The 25307-nt window shown below is 69.9% G+C and carries 25 protein-coding genes and 1 tRNA gene; 14 read left to right on the top strand and 12 right to left on the bottom strand.

Annotated elements, in window-relative coordinates; all coding sequences use genetic code 11:
* The gene (locus HNQ58_RS11025; protein ID WP_183948978.1) at positions 1 to 1155 is read right to left on the bottom strand and encodes a glycosyltransferase; all 1155 of its coding nucleotides are present in this window, start codon (positions 1153 to 1155) and stop codon (positions 1 to 3) included.
* 202 nt (positions 1156 to 1357) lie between these two features.
* On the opposite strand from HNQ58_RS11025, the gene HNQ58_RS11030 reads away from it, so the two are divergent.
* A complete protein-coding gene (locus HNQ58_RS11030) occupies positions 1358 to 1672 on the top strand; it encodes a DMT family transporter (protein WP_183948979.1) in 315 nt (104 codons plus the stop codon).
* A gap of 167 nt (positions 1673 to 1839) precedes the next feature.
* Positions 1840 to 3036, top strand: coding sequence for a J domain-containing protein (locus tag HNQ58_RS11035; RefSeq protein ID WP_183948980.1), 1197 nt, complete (start codon positions 1840 to 1842; stop codon positions 3034 to 3036).
* Between the two features lie 159 nt (positions 3037 to 3195).
* On the opposite strand, the gene ppx is transcribed toward HNQ58_RS11035, so the two are convergent.
* The 5 genes from ppx to HNQ58_RS11060 form a co-directional block, all read right to left on the bottom strand.
* The gene (gene ppx, locus HNQ58_RS11040) at positions 3196 to 4719 is read right to left on the bottom strand and encodes an exopolyphosphatase (RefSeq protein WP_183948981.1); all 1524 of its coding nucleotides are present in this window, start codon (positions 4717 to 4719) and stop codon (positions 3196 to 3198) included.
* Positions 4720 to 4723: 4 nt separating this feature from the next.
* Positions 4724 to 6799: a polyphosphate kinase 1 gene (ppk1, locus tag HNQ58_RS11045; protein ID WP_183948982.1), complete on the bottom strand. Its 2076-nt coding sequence runs from the start codon at positions 6797 to 6799 to the stop codon at positions 4724 to 4726.
* Between the two features lie 89 nt (positions 6800 to 6888).
* On the bottom strand, positions 6889 to 8202 hold the full coding sequence (gene phoR, locus HNQ58_RS11050) for a phosphate regulon sensor histidine kinase PhoR (protein WP_183948983.1): 1314 nt from the start codon (positions 8200 to 8202) through the stop codon (positions 6889 to 6891).
* 133 nt (positions 8203 to 8335) lie between these two features.
* A complete protein-coding gene (gene phoB / locus HNQ58_RS11055; protein WP_183948984.1) occupies positions 8336 to 9025 on the bottom strand; it encodes a phosphate regulon transcriptional regulator PhoB in 690 nt (229 codons plus the stop codon).
* A gap of 191 nt (positions 9026 to 9216) precedes the next feature.
* Entirely contained in the window at positions 9217 to 10890 is a 1674-nt protein-coding gene (locus HNQ58_RS11060; RefSeq protein WP_183948985.1) for a M48 family metalloprotease, read from the bottom strand.
* Between the two features lie 101 nt (positions 10891 to 10991).
* Here HNQ58_RS11060 and grxC point away from each other — a divergent pair, with 101 nt between their 5' ends.
* From grxC to HNQ58_RS11075, 3 genes are all read left to right on the top strand, one after another.
* A complete protein-coding gene (gene grxC / locus HNQ58_RS11065; protein ID WP_343057298.1) occupies positions 10992 to 11282 on the top strand; it encodes a glutaredoxin 3 in 291 nt (96 codons plus the stop codon).
* Positions 11279 to 11674, top strand: coding sequence for a carboxymuconolactone decarboxylase family protein (locus tag HNQ58_RS11070; protein ID WP_183948986.1), 396 nt, complete (start codon positions 11279 to 11281; stop codon positions 11672 to 11674). Before grxC ends, HNQ58_RS11070 begins: the two co-directional genes overlap by 4 nt.
* A gap of 195 nt (positions 11675 to 11869) precedes the next feature.
* Positions 11870 to 12874, top strand: coding sequence for an isocitrate dehydrogenase (locus tag HNQ58_RS11075; protein WP_183948987.1), 1005 nt, complete (start codon positions 11870 to 11872; stop codon positions 12872 to 12874).
* Between the two features lie 67 nt (positions 12875 to 12941).
* On the opposite strand, the gene thiD is transcribed toward HNQ58_RS11075, so the two are convergent.
* Positions 12942 to 13757 carry a bifunctional hydroxymethylpyrimidine kinase/phosphomethylpyrimidine kinase gene (thiD, locus tag HNQ58_RS11080; RefSeq protein WP_183948988.1) on the bottom strand — a complete coding sequence of 272 codons (816 nt, stop codon included), beginning with the start codon at positions 13755 to 13757 and terminating at the stop codon, positions 12942 to 12944.
* A 133-nt stretch (positions 13758 to 13890) separates the two neighbouring features.
* Between thiD and HNQ58_RS11085 the strand changes: the two genes are divergently transcribed.
* Positions 13891 to 14142: a helix-turn-helix domain-containing protein gene (locus tag HNQ58_RS11085; protein ID WP_183948989.1), complete on the top strand. Its 252-nt coding sequence runs from the start codon at positions 13891 to 13893 to the stop codon at positions 14140 to 14142.
* Entirely contained in the window at positions 14142 to 15851 is a 1710-nt protein-coding gene (locus tag HNQ58_RS11090; RefSeq protein ID WP_183948990.1) for a SulP family inorganic anion transporter, read from the top strand. The genes HNQ58_RS11085 and HNQ58_RS11090 overlap by 1 nt, the downstream gene beginning before the upstream one ends.
* 195 nt (positions 15852 to 16046) lie before the next feature.
* Here HNQ58_RS11090 and HNQ58_RS11095 read toward each other — a convergent pair whose 3' ends face one another.
* From HNQ58_RS11095 to HNQ58_RS11105, 3 genes are all read right to left on the bottom strand, one after another.
* Complete coding sequence (locus HNQ58_RS11095; protein ID WP_183948991.1) at positions 16047 to 17444, bottom strand: PhoH family protein; 1398 nt, start codon at positions 17442 to 17444, stop codon at positions 16047 to 16049.
* An 82-nt stretch (positions 17445 to 17526) separates the two neighbouring features.
* Positions 17527 to 18000: a redoxin domain-containing protein gene (locus tag HNQ58_RS11100; protein WP_183948992.1), complete on the bottom strand. Its 474-nt coding sequence runs from the start codon at positions 17998 to 18000 to the stop codon at positions 17527 to 17529.
* Positions 18001 to 18071: 71 nt separating this feature from the next.
* Positions 18072 to 18632: a glycine cleavage system transcriptional repressor gene (locus HNQ58_RS11105; protein WP_246417311.1), complete on the bottom strand. Its 561-nt coding sequence runs from the start codon at positions 18630 to 18632 to the stop codon at positions 18072 to 18074.
* 209 nt (positions 18633 to 18841) lie between these two features.
* Between HNQ58_RS11105 and dapA the strand changes: the two genes are divergently transcribed.
* Both dapA and HNQ58_RS11115 read left to right on the top strand, forming a co-directional pair.
* Positions 18842 to 19735: a 4-hydroxy-tetrahydrodipicolinate synthase gene (dapA, locus tag HNQ58_RS11110; RefSeq protein WP_183948994.1), complete on the top strand. Its 894-nt coding sequence runs from the start codon at positions 18842 to 18844 to the stop codon at positions 19733 to 19735.
* Positions 19736 to 19761: 26 nt separating this feature from the next.
* Complete coding sequence (locus tag HNQ58_RS11115; protein WP_183948995.1) at positions 19762 to 20256, top strand: hypothetical protein; 495 nt, start codon at positions 19762 to 19764, stop codon at positions 20254 to 20256.
* Positions 20257 to 20471: 215 nt separating this feature from the next.
* Here HNQ58_RS11115 and fdxA read toward each other — a convergent pair whose 3' ends face one another.
* Positions 20472 to 20795 (bottom strand): ferredoxin FdxA, encoded by a 324-nt coding sequence (gene fdxA / locus HNQ58_RS11120; RefSeq protein ID WP_183948996.1) that lies wholly within the window; start codon positions 20793 to 20795, stop codon positions 20472 to 20474.
* Positions 20796 to 20907: 112 nt separating this feature from the next.
* Positions 20908 to 20983, bottom strand: a tRNA-Glu gene (locus HNQ58_RS11125).
* A gap of 154 nt (positions 20984 to 21137) precedes the next feature.
* On the opposite strand from HNQ58_RS11125, the gene pcnB reads away from it, so the two are divergent.
* The 5 genes from pcnB (at position 21138) to panD (ending at position 25295) form a co-directional block, all read left to right on the top strand.
* Positions 21138 to 22514 carry a polynucleotide adenylyltransferase PcnB gene (pcnB, locus tag HNQ58_RS11130; protein ID WP_425504177.1) on the top strand — a complete coding sequence of 459 codons (1377 nt, stop codon included), beginning with the start codon at positions 21138 to 21140 and terminating at the stop codon, positions 22512 to 22514.
* Positions 22511 to 23014: a 2-amino-4-hydroxy-6-hydroxymethyldihydropteridine diphosphokinase gene (gene folK, locus HNQ58_RS11135; protein WP_183948998.1), complete on the top strand. Its 504-nt coding sequence runs from the start codon at positions 22511 to 22513 to the stop codon at positions 23012 to 23014. The genes pcnB and folK overlap by 4 nt, the downstream gene beginning before the upstream one ends.
* 25 nt (positions 23015 to 23039) lie before the next feature.
* Complete coding sequence (gene panB, locus HNQ58_RS11140; protein WP_183948999.1) at positions 23040 to 23861, top strand: 3-methyl-2-oxobutanoate hydroxymethyltransferase; 822 nt, start codon at positions 23040 to 23042, stop codon at positions 23859 to 23861.
* Between the two features lie 7 nt (positions 23862 to 23868).
* Positions 23869 to 24759 (top strand): pantoate--beta-alanine ligase, encoded by an 891-nt coding sequence (panC, locus tag HNQ58_RS11145; RefSeq protein ID WP_183949000.1) that lies wholly within the window; start codon positions 23869 to 23871, stop codon positions 24757 to 24759.
* 155 nt (positions 24760 to 24914) lie between these two features.
* The gene (panD, locus tag HNQ58_RS11150) at positions 24915 to 25295 is read left to right on the top strand and encodes an aspartate 1-decarboxylase (protein WP_183949001.1); all 381 of its coding nucleotides are present in this window, start codon (positions 24915 to 24917) and stop codon (positions 25293 to 25295) included.
* Positions 25296 to 25307: the final 12 nt, after the last annotated feature.

Raw genomic sequence — 25307 nt, forward strand, 5'->3', positions numbered from 1 at the left:
TCATGCCGGCCTCGACAGGCTGAGGGGACGGAGGGCGCGCGCGCCGGCCAATTCGCCAAGCAGCTCGGCGAAGCGCCGCGATACCGCGTCGGGGCTCAGATGCAGCACGGCCTCGCGCGCGGCGCGCGACTGCCGCGCCCGCAGCGTGTCGTCGGCGGCGAGGATGTGCGCCGCCTCGACGAAGGCGGCGGTATCGCCGAACGGCACCGCAGCGCCGTGCTCGCCGCCACGCAGGTGCTCGCGTGCGGCGCCGTAGTCGAAGGCCACCGTCGGCACGCCCGAGGCCATCGCCTCCAGGGTGACGTTGCCGAAGGTTTCGCTCAGGCTCGGGAACAGGAACAGGTCGGCGCTGGCGAAGTGCCGTGCCAGCGCCTCGCCGCGCTGCACGCCGGCGAAGACGAAGTCGGGATTCGCCGCCGCCAGCGCCGCCCGCGACGGGCCGTCGCCGACCCAGACGAAGCGCGCCTCCGGCCGTCGGCACTGGATCGCACGGAAGGCGCGCACGGCGAGGTCGAGGTTCTTCTCCGGCGCGATGCGGCCGACATGGATCACTGCCAGCGCCTCGTCGCGCAGACCCCAGGTCGCGCGCAGTGCCTGGTCGCGGCGTGTCGGGTCGAACAGCGAGGTGTCCACGGCACGGCGCAGCAGCTCCACCCGTCGGAAGCCCCTGCCGCGCAGGAATCCGGCCAGCTCGTCGGTCGGCACGATGGTGGCGTCGGCGCGGTTGTGGAAGCGGCGCATCCCGGCGAACACCAGCGGCGACAGCAGCGGGGTGGCGTAGCGACCCACGTAATCGTCGAAGCGCGTGTGGAAGCCGGTGCCGACGGGAATGCCGAGGCTGCGCGCCGCACCCACCGCCGACCAGCCCAGCGGCCCCTCGGTGGCGACATAGACCGCATCCGGCCGCTCGCGTCGCCACAGCGCCCGCAGCGCGCCACCGGACGGCAGGCCGAAGCGCAGGCCCGGATAGCGGGGCAGCGCCGCGCCGCGCACCAGCAGGTGATCCCCGGGCGCATCGTCATGGCCCGGCTGCCGTGGCCGCACCATGCACACGTCATGGCCCTGCGCGCGCAGCCCGCCTTCGAGGCTGGCGACGGTGAGCGCCACGCCGTTGACCTCGGGCGGGTAGGTCTCGGTGACGAGGGTGAAGCGCATGCCGGTCTCCGCGTTTCGCGAAGTCTCGGCGTGCGCTGTTCCGCCGGCATGACAGTGCGATGACGGCGCGATGACACGGCGCGCAGCGGTTCAGTCAGCGCCATCGCCGGCGTGGATAATGGCCCGGCACGGGACGGCCCGTGCTCCGGCCGCGTGCCGGGTCCCGTTCCGGGGACGGCCCCGCGTTGCTGCGGAGGTCGTCATGTCGTGGACGTGGCTGTGGCTCGCCGGCCTGCTCGAAATCGCCTGGGCGGCGGGCCTGAAGTATTCGCACGGGTTCAGTCGCCCGCTGCCCACCGTATTCACCCTGCTCGCGATGGTCGCCAGCTTCTGGTGCCTGGCGCAGGCCGTGCGCGCGCTGCCGCTCGGCACCGCCTACGCGGTGTGGACCGGCATCGGCGCGGTCGGCGCGTTCGCGCTCGGCGTGTGGCTGTTCGGCGAGGCGCTGACGCCGTGGCGCGCGGCGTGTCTGGCGCTGATCGTGATCGGCATCGCCGGACTCAAGCTCGGCGCGTGACAGCCTGCGATTCCAGGCCAGGCGATACGTGGCCTGCGCAGGCGGATCGCGTTTTGGCTACGCTTGCAACTGCCGTGGCCCTCGGGGCCGTTTGCGGCGGGACGGGGGCGCAGCGCGTATCCCGGTAGTACCGGATCGACGAGTCCGCAACAGCAGATCGAGAGCGTATGGAATCCCCCGGACAACAATCTCTTTTCGATGTCGAAGCCCCCGGCGGGCCCGGCAACGGGCTGGTACGCATCGGCCGGCGTGCGGGCAGGCTCAGCCCGGAGCAGCGCAGCTTCAACCGCCTCTGCGAGCAGATCGAGCATGCCCGGGCGGCCCTGCAGCAGTGGGAGAGCGAGGCGCCACGCCTGATGGAGCGCGTCACCCGCGAGCTGATGCCGCAGATGCACGCCCTCGAACAGGCGCAGCGAGCGCTGGTCGAATACCTCGATGCCTTCCTGACCACGCCGCCCAAGGGCGCGCGCCTGGGCAAGCGGCAACGTGGCGCGCTGACCGATCTGCTGTGCGATGTCGTCGAGGGCCTGCTCGCCGGGCGTCACGATCCGGGCCTGGAAGCGATCTACGACCGGCACAATGCGGTCTCCTACCGGGAGGAGCAGGAGGAGGCGCGTGCGCTGGAGATGGAGCTGGCCGAAGGCATGCTCGGTCGCTTCTTCGGCGAGGACATCCTCGACGGCAATCAGGCGCAGAGCGCAGAGGAGCTGCTGCAGCACGTCCACGCGCGGCTATCGGAAGCGGCGCAGGCCGAGGCAGTGGAACGCGAGGCGCGCGCCGCGAAGCGGAGCAAACGGCGCGGCCCGAGCAAGCGCGAACAGGAGGCGCAGGCAGCCAGCCAGTCGGTGCGCGAGGTATACCGCAAGCTCGCCAGCAGCCTGCATCCGGATCGCGAGGCCGACCCCGACGAGCGCGCGCGCAAGACCATGCTGATGCAGCGGCTGAACCAGGCCTACAGACGCAACGACCTGCTCTCGTTGCTCGGCATGCAGATCGAGATGGAGCACATCGACCACGCTGCCCTGGCCGGGCTGCCGGTCGAACGCCTGCGCCACTACAACCGCGTGCTCAAGGAGCAGCTCGCCGTCCTCCGGCAGGAAACCATCGATCGTGCCGGCGCGCTGCTTGACGCACTCGGCATGGATCCGTTGGTGCGCGTCGATCATCCGCGCGATGTCGACCGCCTGCTCGATGCCCGGCTGCGCGAGCTGCGTGTGGCGCTGTCCGACTGTCAGCGTGTGCCGCGGGCACTGGCCGATCCGCAGCAGCGCAAGGCCGAGCTTGCCTCCATCGTCGAGGCGATGAAGGAAGCGAACTTCGACGACATCGATTTTCTCGACGACCTGATTTTCGCCGGCCGATAGCAAGCGGTGCCGGAGCGCATGGCTGCTCCCGTGGACGGCATGCCCGGCGGACAGTGCGCTCCGGGGGAACGCGCCCTCGCCATGATGGCGGCCCGGCGGGCGCGACGGGACCGGTGGCGGGTTCCGCCATCGCTGGGTTCGCGCCCTGTGGCGTCTTCCTCAGCCCGCCTTGACGACCAGCCGGAAGCCGATGTCCGCCAGGTGCTCGCGCTCGGTGTCGAGGTCGGCGCGGGTGAGGGGATGGGCGTCGAGCCAGCGTTTGGGCAGGCGCAGCTCGATTTCGCGGGTGTCGGCGACGAACTGCATCGGCGGCAGTGGGGCGGTGTCGTGGCTGCGGTGCAGGAGGACGGCCAGGCGCAGCAGGATCACGCTGCGCAGGGCGCCGAGGGCGAGGCGGTCGGGCAGGGCATCGAGGACGGTGCCGGGGATGCCGCGGCGCTGGCAGCGGACGAGCGCGGCGAGCACCTGCTGCTCCTGCTTGGAGAAACCGGCGATGTCGGAGTGTTCGATCAGGTAGGCGCCGTGGACGTGGTGCTGGCTGTGGGCGACGGCCAGACCGAGTTCGTGGATGCGCGCGGCCCAGGCGAGCATGCGGCGTTCTTCTTCGCCCAGGGCCCAGTGGTCGGCGACCTGATCGAACAGCAGCAGGGCGGTGCGCTCGACGCGCTCGGCCTGGGCGGCGTCCACGGCATAACGCTCGGCCAGGGCACGGATCGAGGCGTCGCGCGGATCGGCGTCGCTGGCGCGGCCGATCATGTCGTACAGCACGCCTTCGCGCATGGCGGTCTTGCTGACCTGCATGCGGTTGAGTTCGAGCTCCTGGAAGGCGGCTTCCAGCACCAGCAGGCCGCCGGCGATCACCGGACGGCGCTCGTCGGAGAGGCCGGGCAGACGGATGTCCTCGATGCGCTCGAAGCCCAGCAGCTTGTCGCGGACGCCGGCCAGCGCGGCGGCGGTGATGGCGCCGCGGCCGAGCTTCATCGCCTGGGCGATCTCGCCGATGGCCTTGATGGTGCCGGAGGAGCCGATCACTTCCTCCCAGCCACGGGCGCGGTAGGCGGCGGCGAACTGCTGGAATTCGGCGGCGATCTCGGTCAGCGCCTCCTTCCAGCGCTTGCGCGAGAGCTTGCCGTTGCCGAAGAAGCGTTTGGTGGTGGCGACGCAGCCCATCTGCAGCGATTCGCGCTCCAGCGCTTCGAAGCGCTCGCCGATGATGAACTCGGTGGAGCCGCCGCCGATGTCCATGACCAGCCGGCGTCGGCCGCTCGGCGGCTGGCCATGGGCGACGCCGAGATAGATCAGGCGCGCCTCCTCGCGGCCGGAGACGACTTCGATCGGGTGGCCGAGCGCGGTCTCGGCCGGCAGCAGGAAGGACTGCGGCACGCGCAGCAGGCGCACGGTGTTGGTGGCAACGGCGCGGACGCGGTGATGCGGGAGAGTGCGTACGCGCTGGCCGAAGCGCGAGAGGCAGTCGAGCGCGCGCTGCAACGCGACCGGGTCAAGGCCACCGTGACCGTCGAGACCGTCGGCCAGCCGTACCGTTTCGCGCAGCCGGTCGACGATGCGCAGCTGGCCCAGGACATAACGCGCCACCACCATGTGGAAGCTGTTGGAGCCCAGGTCCACCGCCGCCAGCAGTTCGCCGTCGGTGAGCCGGGTGGCAGGGGTGGGCGTCAGCGGCATCCGGTCACCCGCAGAGTTTGGCCAGCAGCGCGGCCTGGGCCGAGTGCGGCATCTCGTCGCCCTCGGGCCTGATCCTGCGGTAGCTGCCATCGGGCTGCAATTCCCAGGACTGGGTGTTGTCGGCGAGATAGTTGGCCAGCTCCTCGTCGAACACGCGGCCGGCCAGGCGCGGATCGAGGATGGGGAAGCAGGTCTCCACCCGGCGCAGCAGGTTGCGCTCCATCCAGTCGGCACTGGCGCAGAAGATTTCGGGCGCGCCGTTATTGGCGAACCAGTACACGCGGCTGTGTTCGAGGAAACGGCCGACCACCGAGCGCACGCGGATGTTTTCGGACACGCCGGGCACGCCGGGGCGCAGGCAGCAGGCGCCGCGCACCAGCAGGTCGATGCGCACGCCGGCCTGCGATGCCTCGTAGAGCGCGCGGATCACCCCCGGTTCGTTGATCGCGTTCATCTTGGCGACGATGCGGGCGTGCCGGCCGGCGCGGGCGTGCCGGGCCTCGCGCTCGATCTTGGCGATCAGCGCGGCGTGCAGGGTGAACGGCGACTGCAGCAGGCGCTTGAGCTTGATCGCGGGCGCGAGGCCGGAAAGCTGCTGGAAGACCTGGTGCACGTCGTTGCCGAGGTCGGCGTCGGCGGTCATCAGGCCGATGTCGGTGTAGGCCTTGGCGGTGCCGGCGTGGTAGTTGCCCGTGCCCAGGTGCACGTAGCGCTGCAGCTTCCTGCCCTCGCGGCGGACGATCAGCAGCATCTTGGCGTGGGTCTTGTAGCCGACCACACCGTAGACGACCTGCACGCCGGCCTCCTGCAGGCGGTCGGCGAGCAGGATGTTGGCCTCCTCGTCGAAACGCGCGCGCAGCTCCACCACCACGGTCACGTCCTTGCCGTTGCGCGCGGCCTGCACCAGCGCCTCGACCAGCGCCGGATCGCCGCCGGTGCGGTAGAGCGTCTGCTTGATCGCCAGCACGTTGGGGTCGATGGCGGCGGTCTGCACCAGTTCGAGCACGCTGTTGAACGAGTCGAACGGGTGGTGCAGCAGCACGTCGCCCTCGCGCAGGCGCTCGAAGATCGTGCCGCCCTCGGGCGGCAGTTTGCGCGGCTGGAATGGTGGGAACTTCAGTTCCGGGCGGTCGACCAGGTCGTAGACCTGGATCACACGGTTGAGGTTGACCGGGCCGTTGATGCGGTAGACCGCGTTTTCCGGAAGCTCGAAGTTCTTCAGCAGCGTCTTGACGATCGGCTTGGGGCAGTTCTCGGCAATCTCCAGCCGCATCGCGCGACGGAAGCCGCGGCCGGCGAGTTCGTCCTTGAGCGCGAGGGCGAGGTTCTCGACTTCCTCCTCGTCGACGAACAGCTCGGAGTTGCGGGTGACGCGGAACTGGTAGGCGCCCTTGACCTTCATCCCGGGGAACAGCTCGTCGACGAAGGCGCCGAGCACGGCCGAGAGCAGCACGAAGTCGTGAGCGCCGCCGGAGACGCGCTCGGGCAGCTGGATGATGCGCGGCAGCGAGCGCGGCGCGCGCACGATGGCCATGTGGCCGGCGCGGCCGAAGGCGTCCTTGCCCTGCAGCACCACCACGATGTTGAGCGATTTGTTGAGGATGCGCGGGAACGGGTGCGCCGGGTCCAGGCCCAGTGGCGACAGCACCGGCAGGATCTCGTCGCGGAAGTAATTGCGCAGCCAGCGCTGCTGGCGCGCGTTCCAGCTGTCGCGGGCGAGGATGCGGATGCCGGCCGCGCCCAGCTCCGGGCGCAGCACCTCGTTCCAGCAGCGGTACTGCGCCTCGACCAGGCCGCTGGCTTTCTCGTGGATCAGTTTGAGCGCGGTGGCGGCGCCGAGGCCGTCCGGGCCGATGCTGCCGCCGTAGTCGAGCTGGTGGCGGACCGCGGCGACGCGGATCTCGAAGAACTCGTCGAGGTTGGTGCAGGAGATGCACAAAAAGCGCAGCCGCTCCAGCAGCGGGACGCTCGGGTCCATCGCCTGGGCGAGGACGCGGTAGTTGAACTCCAGCTGCGAGAGTTCGCGGTTGAGGTACAGCGCGGGGTCGCGCAGGTCGGGCGTGGGCTGGGGTTGATCCATGGCGTCGGAAGGCGTGGCATCCGCCGGCGGAGGCCGGGGCGTATCCGGCGCATTGGAGGCCATCGTGCCGGTGTCCTGCAAGCCCGGCGTCATGCAGTGGCCTCGGCGGCGCGCGGCCGCACCCGTTCGGGGCCGAACACGCAGCGGAAGGTGCTGCCCTTGCCGACCTCGCTTTCGATCTCCAGCCGGGCCTGATGCAGGTTGAGCACGTGCTTGACGATCGACAGGCCCAGTCCGGTGCCGCCGGAGTCGCGCGAGCGGCTGGCCGAGACGCGGTAGAAGCGCTCGGTGATGCGCGGCAGGTGCTGGGCCGGGATGCCCTGGCCGGTGTCCTCGACCGCCAGTGCCACGCCGTCCCCGTGCGGGGACAGGCGGATGCGCACCTCGCCGCCGGCCGGGGTGTGGCGCACGGCGTTGGCGACCAGGTTGGAGAAGGCGCTGTGCAGGTCCTTGGTCGAGCCGAACAGGTCGCAGCCGGCGCTGTCCTCGACGCTGACCCGGTGCCGGCCCTGGCTGATCGCCTCGGCCTCGCGGCGCAGGGTGGCCAGCATCGGGGCCATGGCGACGGTTTCCTCGGCGGGGCGCTCCTGCGCCTCCAGCCGCGACAGGGTGAGCAGGTCCTCGACGATCTGCGCCATCCGCTGCGACTGCCGGCGCATCTCTTCGATCATCGGCGCCATCTGCGGGTCGTCCTCGGGCTCGAACAGGTCGAGATAGCCGTGGATGACCGTGAGCGGGGTGCGCAGCTCATGCGAGACGTTGGCGACGAAGTCGCGCCGCACCTGTTCCAGGTGCATCAGCTTGGTGATGTCGCGCGCGACCAGCAGCCAGCCCTCGTCGGCGTAGGGAATCAGGCGCAGGCTCAGCCGCACGCCGGGGTCGGTCGGCGCCGGCACGTCCAGCAGCGGCTCGTCGGTGCGGCGCTCGGCCAGCCAGTCGGCGATGCGTGGCGAGCGCAGCAGGTGGGTGAAGACGGCGCCGCGATCCCGTGGGTGGCGCAGCCCGAGCAGGCGGGTGGCGGCCTCGTTGAACCACTCGATGCGCAGTTCTCGGTCGAGGATGACGGTGGCGTCGGGCAGCGCGGCGAAGGCGCGGCGATAGGCGCGCACCATGTCCAGCAGCAGGCGCTTGCGATGGCGCGATTCACGCTGGCGTCGGTTGAGCAGTCCTTCCATTTCGGCCCACAGTCCCGCCCCGTCGGGCATCGGTATCCATTGCCGGTTCGTGAGCATCCGCAGCACGTCCCACAGCTTGAGGAAGTGCCAGACCGCGAGCAGGGTGGAGGCGATCGCCAGGGTCGGCCAGAACATGCCCAGCGCCCAGCCGGTCAGGCCGCAGGCCAGGTAGTAGGCCAGCAGGCGCCAGAACGAGTGCTGGACCGAGCGGCCAAGAGTGAAGGACATGGATCAGGCGTGTGCGGGCAGGGTGGGGGTGGCCAGGGTCGTGATCGTGACTGCGACCGGAGTGCGAGTTTGCCCGATTGCGGTCATGAGCGTGCGCCTGTCCGGCGGGCATGCCTCGCCCGGCTGCGCCGCCTCAGGGTGCGGTGGAGAAGCGGTAGCCGGCGCCACGCACCGTCTGCACCAGGTGATCCAGGCCGTAAGGCTCGAGGGTCTTGCGCAGGCGGCGGATGTGCACATCCACCGTGCGCTCCTCGACATAGACGTTGCCGCCCCACACCTGGTCGAGCAGCTGGGCCCGCGAGTAGACCCGCTCGGGATGGGTCATGAAGAAGTGCAGCAGGCGGTACTCGGTCGGGCCGATGTGGATCGCTTCGCTGCCGGCGAAGACGCGGTGGGCGGCGCCGTCGATGCGCAGACCGCCGAGCGAGACGCTGCCGTCCTCCTCGTCGCTGCGGCTGCGGCGCATCACCGCGCGCACCCGCGCCATCAGCTCGCGCGCGGAGAAGGGCTTGACCACGTAGTCGTCGACGCCGGCCTCCAGCCCGCCGACCCGGTCGTTCTCCTCGCCGCGGGCGGTGAGCATGATGATCGGGATCTCGCGGGTGAGGTCCTCCTTGCGCCAGCGGCGGGCCAGCTCCAGGCCGCTGGTGCCGGGCAGCATCCAGTCGAGCAGGATCAGGTCGGGGACTTTCTCGGCGATGGCCGCCTGCGCCTCGCGGGCGTCGCCCGCGTGGACCGGTTCGTACTCGCCCTTGCGCAGGGCGAAGGCGACCATCTCGCGGATGGCTGGCTCGTCGTCGACGATGAGGATGCGCTTGTGCACGCGGGATACCGTCTCAGTCTGCAAACCTGCGTGCAAGTAGATAACAGTTTTGTGACCGTTCGGTGACGTGGCGCGCAGGCGCGGCGGGGCGGGCGGCGCCGGTTCGTTACCTTCCCGGATTCCGGCCTGCGGCCTGCATCCGGGCTACGGGTGGAGACGCTTTTCCGGTCCCCGGTCCCCGGTCCCGAAACTCAGCCCCGTCCCGGCCCGATCCCCTGCCGGCGCATCTCCAGCACGATCGGGGTCAGGGCGGCGATGCGGGCATCGATCCGGGCGCGCTGGATGTAGTCCAGATCCTCGCGGCGCTTGAGCGCTTCGAGCTGGTTGAGCGCGTCCTCGGCGCGGCCGGACAGGAAGGCCGCCTTGGCATGGGCTTCGCCGGCGCGGACCAGGTCGCCGGCCAGCTCGCTGGCACGGGCGAAGATCTGCTGGAAGGCGTAATCCTCGGCAGCGTGGGGGAGCAGTGGGCGCAGCACTTCCTGCGCGCGCCGGCCGGCCTCGGGAGTGCCGATCTCGCCGAGCACGCGGGCGTAGTTCAGCGCCACGGCGCGACTGTTCGGCAGGCTGGCCTGTATGGCGTCGAAGCGCGTGCGTGCGGCGTCGATGCGGCCGGCGCGGAATTCGGCCTCGGCCAGTGCCAGGGCGGCCCAGTAGTTGGCCGGGTGACGGTCGACCAGCGGCATCAGTTCGGCCATCGCCGCCTTGCCCTGATTCGCGCGCAGGCGGGCCAGGCCCAGGCCGTAGCGTTGGGCGTCGCTGAGGGCCGCGCCGCCCTCGATCAGGCGTTGGTATTCGGCCACGGCGGCGGCGCCGGATTCGGCGCTCATCACCCGCAGCCGCTCGCGCGCCCAGTCGAACAGGCCCGGCTCGCCGACGGCGCCCGGGTCGAGCCGGCTCCGGCTGAGGTGTTCGGGCAGCAGCGGGTTGCGGTGCGCGATGGACGCACTGCCGCCCTGGGCGACGCTGCGCACACACTCGACGACCCGGCCGTCGTTCTCCATCACGCAGACGCTGCCGCCTGACGTGGTCTGATAGCGCGCGGCGCGGTCGCGCGCCTCGCTGATGCGGGTGGTGGTGACCGGGTGGGTACGCAGGTAGTCGGGGATGTAGCCCTCGTAGCCTACCGCCCGGTAGCTGCGCTGCAGGCGGCCGAAGAACACCGCCATTGCGCCAGGGTCGTAGCCGGCGCGGGCCAGGGTGTGGATGCCGAGGCGGTCGGCTTCGTGCTCGTTGGCGCGGGTGTAGTTGATCTGCCGCTGCTGCATCAGGCCCATGCCGCCAGCGATGGCGGCCTGGGCGGCGTTGTCGCTGCTGGAGCTGCCGGAGGACTGCGCGGCGATCACCGCCGCCAGCATGCCGAGCATGATCGGCAGCGTGTCCTTCTGCGCGCGCTCCACCGAGCGCACGATGTGGCGCTGGGTGACATGGGCGATCTCGTGGGCCAGTACCGCCGCCACCTCGTCCTCGCTTTCGGCGGTGAGCACCAGTCCGGCGTTGGTGCCGATGTAGCCGCCCAGCGTGGCGAAGGCGTTGATCTGCCGCGAGCGCAGCATGAAGAAGGTGTAGTCGTTGCCGGGCCGCTCGCTGGCGGCGACCAGCCGGAAGGCCATGGCCTGCAGCCAGTCATCGACCAGCGGGTCGTCCAGCACGTAGCCGTGGCGGCGCAGCTCGCGCAGGTACATGGCGCCGTACTGCGCCTCGCGCGCCGGGCTGATCAGCTCGCCGGCCGAGGAGCCGATGTCGGGCAGGTTGGCCATGCCCTGGCCCCGGACCGGCGTGGTGACGCCGAGGGTCAGCGCGATGGCGAGGGCGAGCGGGAGGCGGGTACGCACGGGCGGTCGAGTCCGGACTGGCCTGGGAAGCATGCCGCAGCAGGCGGGGGGCGGTGTGAACCGGTCGTAAAACTCCGGCAGGTCCTGTCGGAAATGCGGACTGCCCGCTGGAAATCCAAGCCGGCGAGCCCCATATTCGACCGCGTCCTCACAGGAGAGTTTCCGTGGCACGAGTCACCATCTATTCCTCGGCGATGTGCGGGTTCTGCGTCGCCGCCAAGAACTTCTTCAAGAGCAGGGGCGTGGACTATACCGAGGTCCGCGTCGACACCGATCCCGCTCGGCGCGAGGAGATGATGTCCCGGACCCGCCGCAGCAGCGTGCCGCAGATCTTCGTCGGCGACACGCACGTGGGCGGCTACGACGATCTGGTGGCGCTCGACCGCGCCGGCGGTCTGCAGCCGCTGCTGGAGGACGCGGCATGAGCGGCGGCGACGATCGCGTGAAGGACTTCACCGAGTTCCGCAAGCGCATGAACGAGCGCATCCTGGCACACGACAACCAGGTGGTGCGCCGCTTCTTCGCGCTCGACACCCAGACCTACCGGCGCGGTGTGCTGGACACCAAGACCAAGGAGCTGATGGGCCTGGTCGCCTCGATGGTGCTGCGCTGCGACGACTGCATCAGTTACCACATCGCCCAGTGCCGGGAGGCCGGCGTCAACCGTGACGAGTTCTTCGAGGCTTTCAGCGTCAGCCTGGTGGTCGGCGGCTCGATCGTGATCCCGCACCTGCGCCGGGCGGTGGACTTCCTCGACCGGCTGGAGGACGCGGCAGGCGCCGTGGCGCCTGCCGACCCTGGCCACGAGCACGGCTGAGACCTCCGGCTTCGATGGGGGAGCGGCGTGAGCCGCGACCGGCAGCACCACACCGTGCCCGGTCGCGGCCGAGGCTTGCCGCACGTTCGAGCGCACGCCGGCGCCTGCAGCCGCCAGCCGCTTCGGGCATAATCTGCGCCCCGTACGGCCCGGCATGGCGCGCGGCCGCATCCCCCGAAGAACGAAAATCCCCCTATGACTCAGAAGATTGCGGTCATCCGCGGCGACGGCATCGGCCCGGAGATCATGGACGCCACCCTGCACGTGCTCGATGCGCTGCAGGTCGGCCTGGAATACGACTTCGTCGATGCCGGTGTGTCGGCGATGGACAAGCATGGCGAACTGCTGCCGGCCGCCACCATGGACGCCATCCGCAGCCACCGCGTCGCCCTCAAGAGCCCGCTGACCACCCCGGTCGGCGAGGGCTTCAGCTCGATCAACGTCGAGCTGCGCAAGCGCTTCGACCTGTATGCCAACGTGCGCCCGGCGATCAGCTTCCCCAATACCAAGGCGCGCTACAGCGGTATCGACATCATCACGGTGCGCGAGAACACCGAGGGTGCCTACGGCTCGGAAGGCCAGACCCTGTCGCCGGATGGCGAGCAGGCGCAGTCGCTGATCCGTATCAGCCGCCGCGGCTCCGAGCGCATCGTGCGCTACGCCTTCGACCTGGCCCGCAGGATCGGCCGCAGGAAGGTCACGGTCGTGCACAAGGCCAACATCATGAAATCGACCTCGGGCCTGTTCCTGAGGGTGGCGCGCGAGGTGGCGGCGCAGTATCCCGACATCGAGTGCAACGAGATGATCGTGGACAACGCCTGCATGCAGCTGGTGATGAAGCCCGAGCAGTTCGACGTGATCGTCACCACCAACCTGTTCGGCGACATCATCTCCGACCTGTGCGCCGGCCTGGTCGGCGGCCTGGGCCTGGCGCCGGGCGCCAACATCGGCACCGAGGCGGCGATTTTCGAGGCGGTGCACGGCTCGGCGCCGGACATCGCCGGCAAGGGCGTCGCCAATCCCTGCGCGCTGCTGCTGGCGGCGGCGCAGATGCTCGACCACCTGGGCAAGGTCGATGACGCCAAGCGCCTGCGCGCGGCCATCGTCGCCACGCTGGAGGCCCGCGACAACCTCACCCCGGACCTCGGTGGCGAGGGCACCACGATGTCGTTCGCCCGGGCCATCGCCAGCCGCGTCTGAGCTGGTCGGCATCGCTGCATGGAGCAACGGGGCGCTTCGGCGCCCCGTTTCGTTTGCGGCACAGCCATCAGCCCCTGGGGCTCAGCCCTCTCCAGAAGTGGTCGAGCACGGCCACGTCGCTGTTGCCGGGCCGGTAGGCGTGGGCCAGCGCGCCGTGGATGTAGTCGCCGGCCTCGGCGCAGGCGTCGGGCAGCGGCAGGCCCAGACAAAGGTTGGCGGCGATCGCCGAGGCCAGGGTGCAGCCGGTGCCGTGGCCGTTGACGGCCAGCCGCGGATGCTCGAACTCGTACAGCGCCTCCTGCGTCTGCAGACGGTCGATGACCGGATCGCCGGGCAGGTGGCCGCCCTTGAGCAGCACTGCGGCGGCACCGCGTGCCAGCAACTCGACCACGGCGGCCTCGGCGGCCTCGTGGTCGTCGATGGCCTGGCCGAGCAGCAGCTCGGCTTCGGGGATGTTCGGCGTGATGACGGTGGCGAGCGGCATCAGGCGCTGGCGCAATGCGTCGAGGGCGTCATCGGCCAGCAGCCTGGCGCCGGAGGTGGCGACCATCACCGGGTCGAGCACGACGTGGGCAGGACGATGCGCTTGGAGGGAATCGGCGACCGCATGGATCACCTCGGCGGTGGCGAGCATGCCGAGCTTGACCGCGCCGATGCGGAAGTCGGCGAAGCAGGCGTCGATCTGCGCGCGCAGGAAGTCCGCCGGAGGCACGTGCACGGCATCGACGCCGCGGGTGTTCTGCGCGGTCAGCGCGGCCAGCGCGGACAGCCCGTGCACGCCGTGGGCGGCGAAGCTGCGCAGGTCGGCCTGGATGCCGGCGCCGCCGCCGGAATCGGAGCCGGCGATGGTCAGGGCGGAGACGGGGCGGGTGTCGGTGGGCATCGGCGGATTGTAGTCGGGCGGCGGGCCGCCGGGTCGGCTTGCAGCGCAAGGGGCGTTGGGCTAGTTTTACACTCAGTATCGATGTTTTTTACATCAGAATGGACACTTTCAAGATCATAATGGGGTACGGCCGGTGATCAGTGGCTCGCAACTGCGCGCGGCGCGGGCATTGCTGGATATCGACCAACGTCGGCTGGCCGAACTGGCCGGGGTTTCGCTGGCGACCGTGCAGCGGATGGAGGCGTCGGGTGACCGCGTGCGCGGCACGCTCGACACGATGACCCGGATCGTCCAAGCGCTGGATGCGGCCGGTATCGAACTGATCGGCGAGGCACAGCCGAGCATCGGTCGCGGCCGTGGCGTCAGGCTGAAGGCGCCGCGTTGATGGCCATCCAGCGGCCGCCGCTGTTCCTGCCCAAGCTGGTGACGGCGCTGCGCGCCGGTTACGGCTGGAGCGATCTGCGTCGTGACGCAGTCGCGGGCCTGACGGTGGCGATCGTCGCCCTGCCGCTGGCGATGGCGCTGGCGATCGCCAGCGGCACCACCCCCGAGAAGGGGCTGCTCACGGCCGTGGTCGCCGGATTCCTGATCTCTGCCCTGGGCGGCTCACGGTTCCAGATCGGAGGGCCGACCGGCGCTTTCATCCCGGTGGTGTACCTGATCATCTCGCGCCACGGCTATGACGGTCTGCTGCTGGCGACGCTGATGGCCAGTGCGATGTTGGTGCTGGCCGGGCTGCTGCGGCTGGGGGCGCTGCTGCGCTACATGCCGCAGCCGCTGATCACCGGTTTCACCGCCGGCATCGCAGTGATCATCTTCACCAGCCAGCTCAGGGAGCTGCTCGGCCTGCAGGTCGAGCGCATGCCGGGCGAGTTCCTGCCGGTGCTGGCGACCCTGTATGCCCACCTGGGCAGCTTCAATCCCTGGGCCCTGGGCCTGGCGCTGGCCTGTATCGGCCTGATCGTCGGTCTGCGCCGGATCGCCCCGACTGCTCCCGGCTTTCTGGTGGCGGTGCTGGCGGCCTCGGTGCTGGTGGCCGCGTTCGGGCTGCCGGTGGAGACGATCGGCTCGCGCTTCGGCGAGATTCCGTTGGCGATGCCGTCCCTGAGTCTGCCCGAGGTGTCGTGGGCGCGGCTGATCGAGTTGCTGCCCAGCGCCTTCACGATCGCCTTTCTCGCCGGTGTCGAATCGCTGCTGTCGGCGGTCGTCGCCGACGGCATGGCCGGCGGGCGGCATCGTTCCAATACCGAATTGATCGCGCAGGGCATCGCCAATGCCGGCTCGGCCCTCGTCGGCGGCTTGCCGGCGACCGGCGCCATCGCCCGCACGGCGACCAACGTCCGCGCCGGTGGACGCACCCCGGTCAGCGGCATGCTGCACGCGCTGTTCATCCTGCTGTTCATGCTGCTGCTGGCCGACTGGATGCGCTACGTGCCGCTGCCGGCGCTGGCTGGCGTGCTGGTGGTGGTGGCCTGGAACATGAGTGAGCATCGCCACTTCCGCCACACACTCTCGGCGCCGTGGGGCGACCGGCTGGTGCTGCTGCTGACGTTCGTGCTCACCGTGCTGGTGGACCTGACCATCGCCATCGAGGTCGGCATGGTCGTGGCGGCCTTCGTGTTCATGCACCGGATGTCCGCGACGGTGGAGATCGGCGCGGGGGTGCGGGTGTCCGATGACGATCTGCTCGATCCGCGCGGCGACCCGTTGCCGAGCCAGCGCGACGCCCTGCCGCCAGGCGTGGAAGTGTTCCAGGTTTCCGGGCCGCTGTTCTTCGCCGCAGCCAACCGGCTCGACGAGGTGCTGGATCAGTTCTTCAAGCCGCCGCGCGTCTTCATCCTGCGCACGCGGCTGGTGCCGTTCATCGATGCCAGCGGCGTGCACGCGCTGGCCAAGCTGGCCGAGCGTTGCCGTCGGCAGGGCACGGTGCTGATCCTGTCCGGCCTGCAGCCGCAGCCACGCGAGGTGTTGGCGCAGATGGGCCTGCAGGCTGACGGACACTGGCTGCATTTCGCCGAAGGCTTCGACGCTGCGCGCACGCTGGCGGAAACCTTGGCCGGCCAACCGCTGGCGGCAGAGGTGGCCGGCGTCTGAGCGGGGGAAGGCTTCGCTGGCATGGTGCCGGCGAAACGGTTGTCGCACGGATCAGGCGGTGGACACGGGCCGTTCGACGCGAGCCTGCAAGGTCTGGCTGGACCCTCACACCACCCTGGCTTCACGGCGGGAGAGGGGCCTGGCCTCCACCGGCGCGGCAACCGCCCGACGTTTTCCCGATTCCCGGTGCGCGCCTCAAAGCACCTCGGAAGCGAAATCGGCCAGCCGCGAGCGCTCGCCGCGACGCAGGGTGACGTGGGCGCTGTGATGCCAGCTCTTGAAGCGGTCCACTGCGTAGGTCAAGCCGGAGGTCGTTTCGGTGAGGTAGGGGGTGTCGATCTGTTCGACGTTGCCCAGACACACGATCTTGGTGCCGGGGCCGGCGCGGGTGATCAGGGTCTTGAGTTGCTTCGGGGTGAGGTTCTGCGCCTCGTCGACGATCAGCCAGCGGCTCAGGAAGGTGCGTCCGCGCATGAAGTTCATGGAGCGGATCTTGATCCGGCTCGCGAGCAGATCGTTGGTCGCCGCGCGGCCCCAGGCGCCGCCCTCCTGATTGTGGGTGAGCACTTCGAGGTTGTCGGTGAGTGCGCCCATCCACGGCGTCATCTTCTCCTCCTCGGTGCCGGGCAGGAAGCCGATATCCTCGCCGACGCTGACCGTGGCGCGGGTCATGATGATTTCGCGGTAGCGCTGCTGGTCCATGGTCTGGGCCAGGCCGGCAGCGAGCGCCAGCAGGGTCTTGCCGGTTCCCGCAGTGCCGAGCAGGGTGACGAAGTCGATGTCCGGGTCCATCAGCGCGTTGAGCGCGAAGTTCTGCTCGCGGTTGCGCGCCAGCACGCCCCAGACGGCGTGCTGCTGGTGGCGGTAGTCGTCGATGATCTGCAGCACGGCGCGCTCGCCGTCGGTCCTGATCACCTTGAGCTCGACCTCTTCGTCGCCGGGCAGGTAGAGGAATTGGTTGGGCTGCCACTGCTCGTCGCCGGTCAGCTTCAGCTCATAGTAGGTGCGCCCCTTGTCGGTCCAGCTGCGCAGCTCGGCCTCGTGACGATCCCAGAAATCCGCGGGCAGCTCGGTGCTGCCGGTGTACAGCAGGCTGAAGTCGTCCAGCGCGCGGTCGTTCTCGTAGTCCTCGGCCGGCACACTGCAGATCGAGGCCTTGATGCGCAGATTGATGTCCTTGGACACCAGCACCACCGGCACGCCCGGGTTCTCCTCACGCAGGGCGAGGATGGCGCCGAGGATCTGGTTGTCCGGCATCACCGTGCCGAACTTCTGGCTGATATCGACCGGCCTGGTCTGGAAGTGCAGGCGGCCGATCTTGCCGCCGTTGCGCAGTTGCAGTGCCTGCGGGCGGACCAGGGTGAGGCCGTTTTCGATCGGTGCGCCGCCGTGCGATTCGATCAGTTCATTGAGGAAACGGCTGACCTGGCGGGCATTGCGGCTGGCTTCGGAATTGCCCTTCTTCGCGGCGTCGAGCTCTTCGAGCACCATCATCGGCAGGAAGACGTCGTGCTCCTCGAACTTGAACAGCGCAGTCGGGTCGTGCATCAGCACGTTGGTGTCGAGGACGTAGATGCGCTTGCTTCTGGTCATCGTGGCTTCCTGGCATTCGTGCAGCGCGAAACCGCCGGTGCCCGCATCGCGGTCCGGCAGCCTGGGTGGGAGCGGGGTGGGGTCACTTGGCGGTCTTGAGCGTCTTCAGTGCGTCGAGGACGGCCTGCGCATGGCCGGGCACCTTCACCGGCCGCCAGACCTCGCGGATGACGCCGGTCGGGTCGATCAGGAAGGTACTGCGCTCGATGCCCAGCACCTTGCGGCCGTACATGTTCTTTTCCTTGATGACGCCGAAGGCGTTGCACACCGACGCGTCGGTGTCGGCGATCAGGTCGAAGGGGAATTCGTACTTGGCGCAGAAGTTCTGGTGCGACTTCTGCGAGTCGCGCGAGCAGCCCAGGATGACGGCACCGGCACGCTCGAAGCCGGCATGCAGGTCGCGGAAGTCGACGCCCTCGCGGGTACAGCCGGGGGTGTTGTCCTTGGGGTAGAAGTACAGCACCAGCCATTTGCCGGCGTAGTCGCCGAAGCGGGCCCGGCGGCCGTCGCCGAGGGTGAATTCCAGATCGGGTACGCGGTCGCCGATGTCCGACATCGTCACTTCCGGGCGGTGGCCTGTCCTGGCTCCTTTCTAGCACGTGCCCGTGAAAGGGCAAGCGCCGGCGATCAGAACTTCATCGGGTCCATGATCGCGTCGAGGTTGAGGTGGTCGCAGAATTCCAGGAAATCGTCGCGCAACGCGGCGATGTGCATGCTGGCGGGGATGCCGACGGTGATCTGCGCCGAGAACATTTCCGCGCCGGTCTGCATCGCGCGGTAGCGCGAGCAGTGCAGGTTCTCGATGGTGATGCCCTGCCGGTCGAAGAAGTCGGCGAGCTGGAACAGGATGCCCGGCTTGTCGGCGGCGATGACTTCGATCACGTAGGGCAGCAGGTCGCTCTGCAGGGGCTTGGGGCCGGTGCGGTACCACACCAGCCGGTAGCCTTCCTCGCGTTCGAGACGGCCGAGCATGGCCTCCAGCTTGGCCACCGCGTCCCACGGCCCGACCGCCAGCGCGGTCACCGAGACGTCGCGGCCGACGGTGGACAGGCGCGCGTCGACCAGATTGCAGCCGCTGTCGGCGATGCGGCGGGTCACCGCCAGCAGCGGAGACTCCGGGTGCGTCGCGTAGGCGCTGATCAGCAGGTGGTTTTCGTTGGGGCTGGGGCGGGGAGGCTGGTCGCTCAAGGCGGAATTCCGGAAAGAAATGACGCGTGGGCGGCCGGCATCGACGGGCGGGCCATCCGGGCCGCGCGGTAGCGCGCGGATACGGCGGCAGGATACTTGCCCACGCTTGCGTGCCGCAAGGCGAGCCGTGCGCCGGCCGCGGCCGATATGTGGACTTGTCCGGCGCATCCCAAGTACCATCGCCGCCACTTCAACAAGGCCTTGGCACCTTGCGCATCCACGGCAGCATCACCGCGCTGGCGACGCCGTTCGACGCCGCCGGACGGCTCGATATCGACGCATGGCGGCGTCTGGTCGAGTCACAGATCACGGCCGGCACCCAGGCCATCGTCGTCGCCGGTTCCACCGGCGAGGCGTCGGCGCTGGAGGACGACGAGTATGCCCGCCTGCTCGAATCCGCCGTCGCGCTCGCTGCCGGCCGCATCCCGGTGCTGGCCGGCACCGGCCTGTCGAACACCGCCAAGACCATCCGCCTGACCCGGCGCGCTGCCGAGCTGGGCGCCGACGCCGCACTGGTGGTGACGCCGCCCTACGTGCGGCCGACCCAGGAGGGGCTGGTTGCGCACTACAACGCGATCGCCGACCAGGGCGGGTTGCCGGTGGTGCTCTACAACGTGCCGCCGCGCACTGGCGGCGATCTGCTGCCGGAGACGGTCGCCCGCCTGTGCGGCCACCCCAACATCGTCGCCATCAAGGAGGCGCGCGCCGAGCCCGAGCGCATGGCCGCGCTGCTGGCGCTGCGTTCGCAGGGGTTCGCCGTGCTCAGCGGCGACGACCCGACCTGCGTGCGGGCCATGCTTGCCGGCGCCGACGGCGTGATTTCGGTGGCCTCGAACGTGGTGCCGGCGACGTTCCGTCGCCTGTGCGATCTGGCGCGCGCCGGCGAGGCCGGTTCAGCCGGCAGTCTGGATGCCAGGCTGGCGCCGCTGTACCGTTTCCTCGCCATCGAACCCAATCCGATTCCGGTCAAGGCGCTGCTGGCGCGTCGCGGCGTCGGCCACGGTCTGCGCCTGCCCCTGCTGCCGCTCTCCGCTGCTTACGCGGCCGAAGCCGAGGCGATGCTGGCGCTGGCCGACCAACTCGAACAGCAAGCGCGCGGCTGAGTACCGCGCGACAACAGGAGAAACGCATGTCCCTCGTTCCCGCCACCCCGCGCAAACTGTTGATGGTCGCCTTGGCGGTCGCCGTGGCCGGCAGCAGCGGCTGCAGCTGGTTTCGCGGCAAGTCCGACTACGAGCTGAGTCCCGAGAGCCGTCCGCTGGAAGTGCCGCCCGACCTGACCCTGCCGCGTACCGATCCGGCCATGCAGGTGCCTGAGGTACGCGCCGCGGCACCGGCCGCGCAGGCCGTGCAGGCGGCATCGGGCTTCACCGTCGCCGACAGCGCCGACAGCGTGTGGCGCCGCATCGGCCTGGCGCTGGAGCGCATCGACGGCGTGACCATCGTCAATCGCGCGCAGCTGATCGGCAGCTACGAGGTGCAGTACCAGGGGCAGTCGTTCCTGGTGCGGGCGCAGGCCGACGGCGAGGCGACCCGCGTGCTCGCGGTCGGCGCCGACGGCCAGCCGCTTTCGTCCGGTCCGGCGGCGCAGTTGCTGGGGCTGCTCAGGCAGCGCATCGGCTGATCGCGGGTTCAATCCGGCATCGACGAAGGGCAGCCCATGGGCTGCCCTTCGTGTATCGAAGGGCCGGGGGCCGGGAAAGCGCGGCAATGCAGCCCGGATGGAGCCAAGCGCGATCCGGGGTGCCCGCTGATCCCGCGGTCTTGCGGCGTGCTCCCGCGTGTGGCGCCACTGTTGCCGGAACGTCGACTCCGTGCCGCCCTTTCCAGAGTCCCGGGTCAGCGCTCCAGGAACTGCAGCTTGTCCGGCTTGCCGTCCCACTCGGCGGCGTCGGCCGGGGGATCCTTGCGGGTGGTGATGACCGGCCAGACCTGCGACAGCTCGGCGTTGAGCTGGATGAAGTGCTCCTGGCCGGCCGGCACGTCGTCCTCCGGGAAGATCGCATTGGCCGGGCACTCCGGCTCGCAGAGCGTGCAGTCGATGCACTCCACCGGGTCGATCACCAGAAAGTTCGGGCCTTCGTGGAAGCAGTCCACTGGGCACACCTCGACGCAGTCGGTGTACTTGCAGCGGATGCAGTTCTCGGTGACGACGAAGGGCATGGCTGGTTCCTGCTGCGTGCGGACAGGCCGAGAATTCTAGCCGCCTGGGTGCGGCTGTGGATGATCGGGGTCAGCAAAGCGGAAAGCCCGGCATGGCCGGGCTTTCGGAAGGTGGCGCTCCCTAGGGGACTCGAACCCCTGTTCCCGCCTTGAGAGGGCGATGTCCTGGACCGCTAGACGAAGGGAGCAGCGTTGCGCTTGGGTGGCAAGCGGAAAGCGCGTAGTATAGGAAGGCTTCGGGCTCTTGGCAATGGCCCCTGGGCGAGCGAGTTGCGCGCGCGGCCAGCCCACGCCCGCCATCGCGAAAGGAAACGCCGCGGCCGCGCCGCGCTCTTGACGGAACTGTCCGTGCAAAACACCGAATTGCGCATCCACCCGCGCGATCAGCACAACATCTCGCGCAAGGCGATCAGCCCCAACGCCCTGCGCGTGCTCTACCGCCTCAAGGATGCCGGTTTCGGCGCCTATCTGGTGGGCGGTGCGGTTCGCGACCTGCTGATCGGCATCCAGCCCAAGGACTTCGACGTCGCCACCGACGCCACGCCCGAGCAGGTCAAGCACCTGTTCCGCAACTGCCGGCTGATCGGTCGCCGTTTCCGCCTCGCGCATGTCATCTTCGGTCGCGAGATCGTCGAGGTCGCGACTTTCCGTGCCAACAGCGACGACGGCAGCGGTGACCGCGAGCTGGAGAACGGCCGTCTCGTCCGCGACAACGTCTACGGCACCATCGAGGAGGACGCGGTCCGCCGCGACTTCACCGCCAACGCGCTGTACTACGCTATCGAGGATTTCTCGGTACGCGACTACGTCGGCGGTTTCGAGGACGTGGCGCAGCGGCGGTTGCGGCTGATCGGCGATCCCGAGGCGCGCTACCGCGAGGATCCGGTACGCATGCTGCGCGCGGTGCGGCTGGCGGCCAAGCTCGGCTTCGAGATCGACGCCGCATCGGCCGATCCGATCCCGCGGCTGGCGCCGCTGGTGGTCGACGCGCCGCCGGCGCGGCTGTTCGACGAATGCCTCAAGCTGTTCCTCGCCGGCCATGCCGAACAGAGCTTCCTCGGGCTGGAGGGGCACGGCCTGCTGCCGGTGCTGTTCCCGGAAACGGCCACGGCATTGGCCGCTGCCGACGGCGGCCGCTCGCGCGAGATGCTGCTGCAGGCGATGCGCAACACCGACCGTCGCATCGCCGAGGACAAGCCGGTGACGCCGGCCTTCCTGTTCGCCGCGCTGCTGTGGCCGGCCTACCGGCGCGAACTCGAGACGCTGCGCGGCCAGGGCATGGAGCTGCTGGCGGCGCAGCAGCGCGCCGCCGACCGCGTCACCCTGCACCAGGCGCAGCGCATCGCCCTGCCGCGGCGCTTCTCCACGCCGATGGAGGAGATCTGGCTGTTGCAGTCGCGCTTCCCGCTGCGCCAGCGCAAGCGGGTGTTCCGGCTGCTGGCGCATCCGCGCTTCCGCGCCGCCTACGACTTCCTCGAACTGCGCTGCATCGAGTCGCCCGAACTGGCCGATGAGGTCGCCTTCTGGCGCGAGGCGCAGGGACTGCCGCCCGAACAGCTCGCCGACCGGCTGGGGCCGCCGCGGCGCGGCTCGAAATCGTCGGCCGCGACCGCTGCCGCCGATGCGGACGGAAATGCCGGCGAGGCCTCCGCGACGAAGAGGAAGCGCCGCCGCCGTCGCCGCAAATCCGCCGCTGCGGCGCCGGACAAGGGCGAATGAGCGCGACGCCGGTTCGGGCCTGGATCGGACTGGGCGGCAATCTCGGCGACGTGCCGGCCACGCTGCGTGGCGCACTGGATGCGCTGGCCGCGCTGCCGGGCACCCGTCTGGTCGCGGCCTCACGCTTGTATCGCACTCCCGCCTGGGGCATGACCGACCAGCCGCCATTCGTGAACGCGGCGGCCGGCGTCGACACCGTGCTCGCGCCCGCGACGTTGCTGGCGGCACTGCTCGACATCGAGCGCGCCGCCGGCCGTGATCGCACGGCGCCGGATGCGCGACGCTGGGGGCCGCGCGCGCTCGATCTCGACCTGCTGCTGTATGGCGCCGAGGTGATCGACCGCCCCGGCCTGCGCGTCCCCCATCCGCACCTGCACGAACGCGCCTTCGTGCTGGTGCCGCTGGCCGGGATCGCCGCCGACGTGGTCGTGCCCGGGCATGGCCGGGTCGCCGATCTGCTGGCCGGGGTGGATGCCGCCGGCATCGAGGCGCTACCGTAACGGTCCCTTCCGCGAGCCCGCCCCCATGTACGCCGGAGACAGCGAATCCCCGCGCCGCACCCCGATCACCGTGCCGCAGCTGCGGCGGATGAAGGAGGAGGGCCGCCGGATCGTCGCGCTCACCGCCTACGATGCCGGCTTCGCCGCCGTGCTCGATGCCGCCGGCGTCGATCTGGTGCTGGTCGGTGACTCGCTCGGCATGGTGGTGCAGGGCCATGCCAGCACGCTGCCGGTGACGGTCTCCGATATCGCCTATCACACCGCCTGCGTGGCGCGCGGCCTGCGCACCGCGCTGCTCGTCGCCGATCTGCCGTTCCAGAGCGATGCCACGCCGGAGCGTGCCCTCGACGCCTCGGTGGCCTTGCTGCAGGCCGGCGCGGCGATGGTCAAGCTGGAGGGCGCCGGGCCCAAGCTCGACGTGATCCGTTTCCTCAGCGAGCGCGAGATCCCGGTCTGCGCGCACCTGGGCCTGACGCCGCAATCGGTACTGCGCCTGGGCGGCTACAAGGTGCAGGGCCGCGAGGTCGCCGCCGCCGAACGGCTGCGCGCCGAGGCCCGCGCCGTGGCCGAGGCCGGCGCGGCGCTGCTGGTGCTCGAATGCGTGCCGTCCGCGCTCGCCGCCGACATCACACGCGACCTGGCCATTCCCACCATCGGCATCGGCGCCGGCCCCGACTGCGACGGCCAGATCCTGGTGCTGCACGACCTGCTCGGCGTGAGCGGCGGCCGCCGGCCGCGTTTCGTCAAGGACTTCCTGGCCGAGGGCGGCTCGGTGCGCGGCGCGGTCGAGGGCTACGCCGCCGCGGTGCGCGAAGGTCGCTTCCCGGGCCCCGAACACGGCTACTGACCCGCCCATGCAGACCTTCGTCGAATCCGTCGCGCTGCGCGCGCAAGTCAGCGAGTGGAAGCGCGCCGGCCTGCGCGTCGGCTTCGTGCCGACCATGGGCAATCTGCACGCCGGGCATTACTCGCTGGTCGAGCTGGCGCGTCGCCATGCCGACAGGGTGGTGGCGAGCGTGTTCGTCAATCCGACCCAGTTCGGGCCGAACGAGGATTTCTCGCGCTATCCGCGCACGCCCGTGGCCGACGCCGAGGGCTTGGCCGCGCACGGTTGCGATGCGCTGTTCCTGCCGACGGTGGAGACGATGTACCCCTTCGGCGTGACTGGCGCGGTGACGATCCATGTGCCTGGCATCACCGACGTGCTCGAAGGCGCGCATCGCCCCGGCCATTTCGACGGCGTGGCCACCGTGGTGGCGCGGCTGTTCAACCTGGTGCAGCCGGACGTGGCGGTGTTCGGCCGCAAGGATTACCAGCAGCTGCAGGTGATCCGTCACCTGGTGCGCGATCTGGCCTTTCCCGTCCGGATCGTCGAAGGCCCGACCCGGCGCGAGGCCGACGGCCTGGCGATGAGCTCGCGCAACCAGTACCTCTCACCGGACGAACGCGCTACCGCCGCGCGGATCCATGCCGTGCTGCAGCTGATGCGCGAGAAGCTGCGCAGCGGCCGTCCGCTCGACGAGGTCGAGGCCAAGGCGGCCAACCAGCTGCGCGCCGCCGGCTTCGAGGTCGATTACGCGGTGGTGCGGCGCGCCGATCTCACGGTCCCGGTTCGCGGCGACGAGCCCGGCCTGATCGCACTGGTGGCGGCCCGCCTGGGGCGGACGCGGCTGATCGACAACGTGGATGTGGAGGACGGGCCCCAGGACCCGGGCCCGGAGACGGACAGCCCGGAGCCACATTGAGGCCACCTCTCGCCGGAAGGCGGCGCTTGTCCTTCTCCGCTGGCGCTGGATGACGAGGGCTTGACGCACCTTCCCCGGTCCCCGGCCCCGTCCTTTGTTGCACCGCGCAAACCCGCTTCCCTAAACTATCGGCCTGCCCCCGGAGCCACATTCCCATGCAACTGACGGTGCTCAAGGCCAAGATCCATCGTGCCAGCGTGACCCACGCCGAGCTGCATTACGAGGGCTCCTGCGCCATCGACGGCCGCCTGCTCGACCTGTCCGGCATCCGCGAGTACGAGCAGGTGCACATCTACAACATCAACAACGGCGAGCGCTTCGTCACCTACGCCATCCGGGCGGAGGAGGGCAGCGGCATCATCTCGGTCAACGGCGCGGCCGCGCACAAGGCCAGCCCGGGCGACCTGGTGATCATCTGCGCCTACGGCATGCTCGACGAGGCGAAGATGGCCGAGTTCAAGCCGAAGCTGGTCTATGTCGATCGGCAGAACCGGCTCACCCACACCAACGACAGCATTCCCGCGCAGGCCGCGTAGCCGGCCGGCCCG

It is taken from the genome of Rehaibacterium terrae (assembly GCF_014202935.1).
In the GTDB taxonomy this organism is placed as follows: domain Bacteria; phylum Pseudomonadota; class Gammaproteobacteria; order Xanthomonadales; family Xanthomonadaceae; genus Rehaibacterium; species Rehaibacterium terrae.

What these genes read in the sequence shown, in the direction of transcription:
- panD (WP_183949001.1), top strand. Translation starts at nt 24,915, where the DNA reads ATGCAACTGACGGTGCTCAAGGCCAAGATCCATCGTGCCAGCGTGACC.
- ppx (WP_183948981.1), bottom strand. Translation starts at nt 4,719, where the DNA reads ATGCCGCTGACGCCCACCCCTGCCACCCGGCTCACCGACGGCGAACTG.
- HNQ58_RS11100 (WP_183948992.1), bottom strand. Translation starts at nt 18,000, where the DNA reads ATGTCGGACATCGGCGACCGCGTACCCGATCTGGAATTCACCCTCGGC.
- HNQ58_RS11060 (WP_183948985.1), bottom strand. Translation starts at nt 10,890, where the DNA reads ATGCTTCCCAGGCCAGTCCGGACTCGACCGCCCGTGCGTACCCGCCTC.
- folK (WP_183948998.1), top strand. Translation starts at nt 22,511, where the DNA reads ATGAGCGCGACGCCGGTTCGGGCCTGGATCGGACTGGGCGGCAATCTC.
- HNQ58_RS11075 (WP_183948987.1), top strand. Translation starts at nt 11,870, where the DNA reads ATGACTCAGAAGATTGCGGTCATCCGCGGCGACGGCATCGGCCCGGAG.
- panC (WP_183949000.1), top strand. Translation starts at nt 23,869, where the DNA reads ATGCAGACCTTCGTCGAATCCGTCGCGCTGCGCGCGCAAGTCAGCGAG.
- fdxA (WP_183948996.1), bottom strand. Translation starts at nt 20,795, where the DNA reads ATGCCCTTCGTCGTCACCGAGAACTGCATCCGCTGCAAGTACACCGAC.
- ppk1 (WP_183948982.1), bottom strand. Translation starts at nt 6,799, where the DNA reads ATGGATCAACCCCAGCCCACGCCCGACCTGCGCGACCCCGCGCTGTAC.
- panB (WP_183948999.1), top strand. Translation starts at nt 23,040, where the DNA reads ATGTACGCCGGAGACAGCGAATCCCCGCGCCGCACCCCGATCACCGTG.
- HNQ58_RS11095 (WP_183948991.1), bottom strand. Translation starts at nt 17,444, where the DNA reads ATGACCAGAAGCAAGCGCATCTACGTCCTCGACACCAACGTGCTGATG.
- HNQ58_RS11115 (WP_183948995.1), top strand. Translation starts at nt 19,762, where the DNA reads ATGTCCCTCGTTCCCGCCACCCCGCGCAAACTGTTGATGGTCGCCTTG.
- HNQ58_RS11025 (WP_183948978.1), bottom strand. Translation starts at nt 1,155, where the DNA reads ATGCGCTTCACCCTCGTCACCGAGACCTACCCGCCCGAGGTCAACGGC.
- HNQ58_RS11090 (WP_183948990.1), top strand. Translation starts at nt 14,142, where the DNA reads ATGGCCATCCAGCGGCCGCCGCTGTTCCTGCCCAAGCTGGTGACGGCG.
- phoR (WP_183948983.1), bottom strand. Translation starts at nt 8,202, where the DNA reads ATGTCCTTCACTCTTGGCCGCTCGGTCCAGCACTCGTTCTGGCGCCTG.
- HNQ58_RS11035 (WP_183948980.1), top strand. Translation starts at nt 1,840, where the DNA reads ATGGAATCCCCCGGACAACAATCTCTTTTCGATGTCGAAGCCCCCGGC.
- HNQ58_RS11030 (WP_183948979.1), top strand. Translation starts at nt 1,358, where the DNA reads ATGTCGTGGACGTGGCTGTGGCTCGCCGGCCTGCTCGAAATCGCCTGG.
- thiD (WP_183948988.1), bottom strand. Translation starts at nt 13,757, where the DNA reads ATGCCCACCGACACCCGCCCCGTCTCCGCCCTGACCATCGCCGGCTCC.
- HNQ58_RS11070 (WP_183948986.1), top strand. Translation starts at nt 11,279, where the DNA reads ATGAGCGGCGGCGACGATCGCGTGAAGGACTTCACCGAGTTCCGCAAG.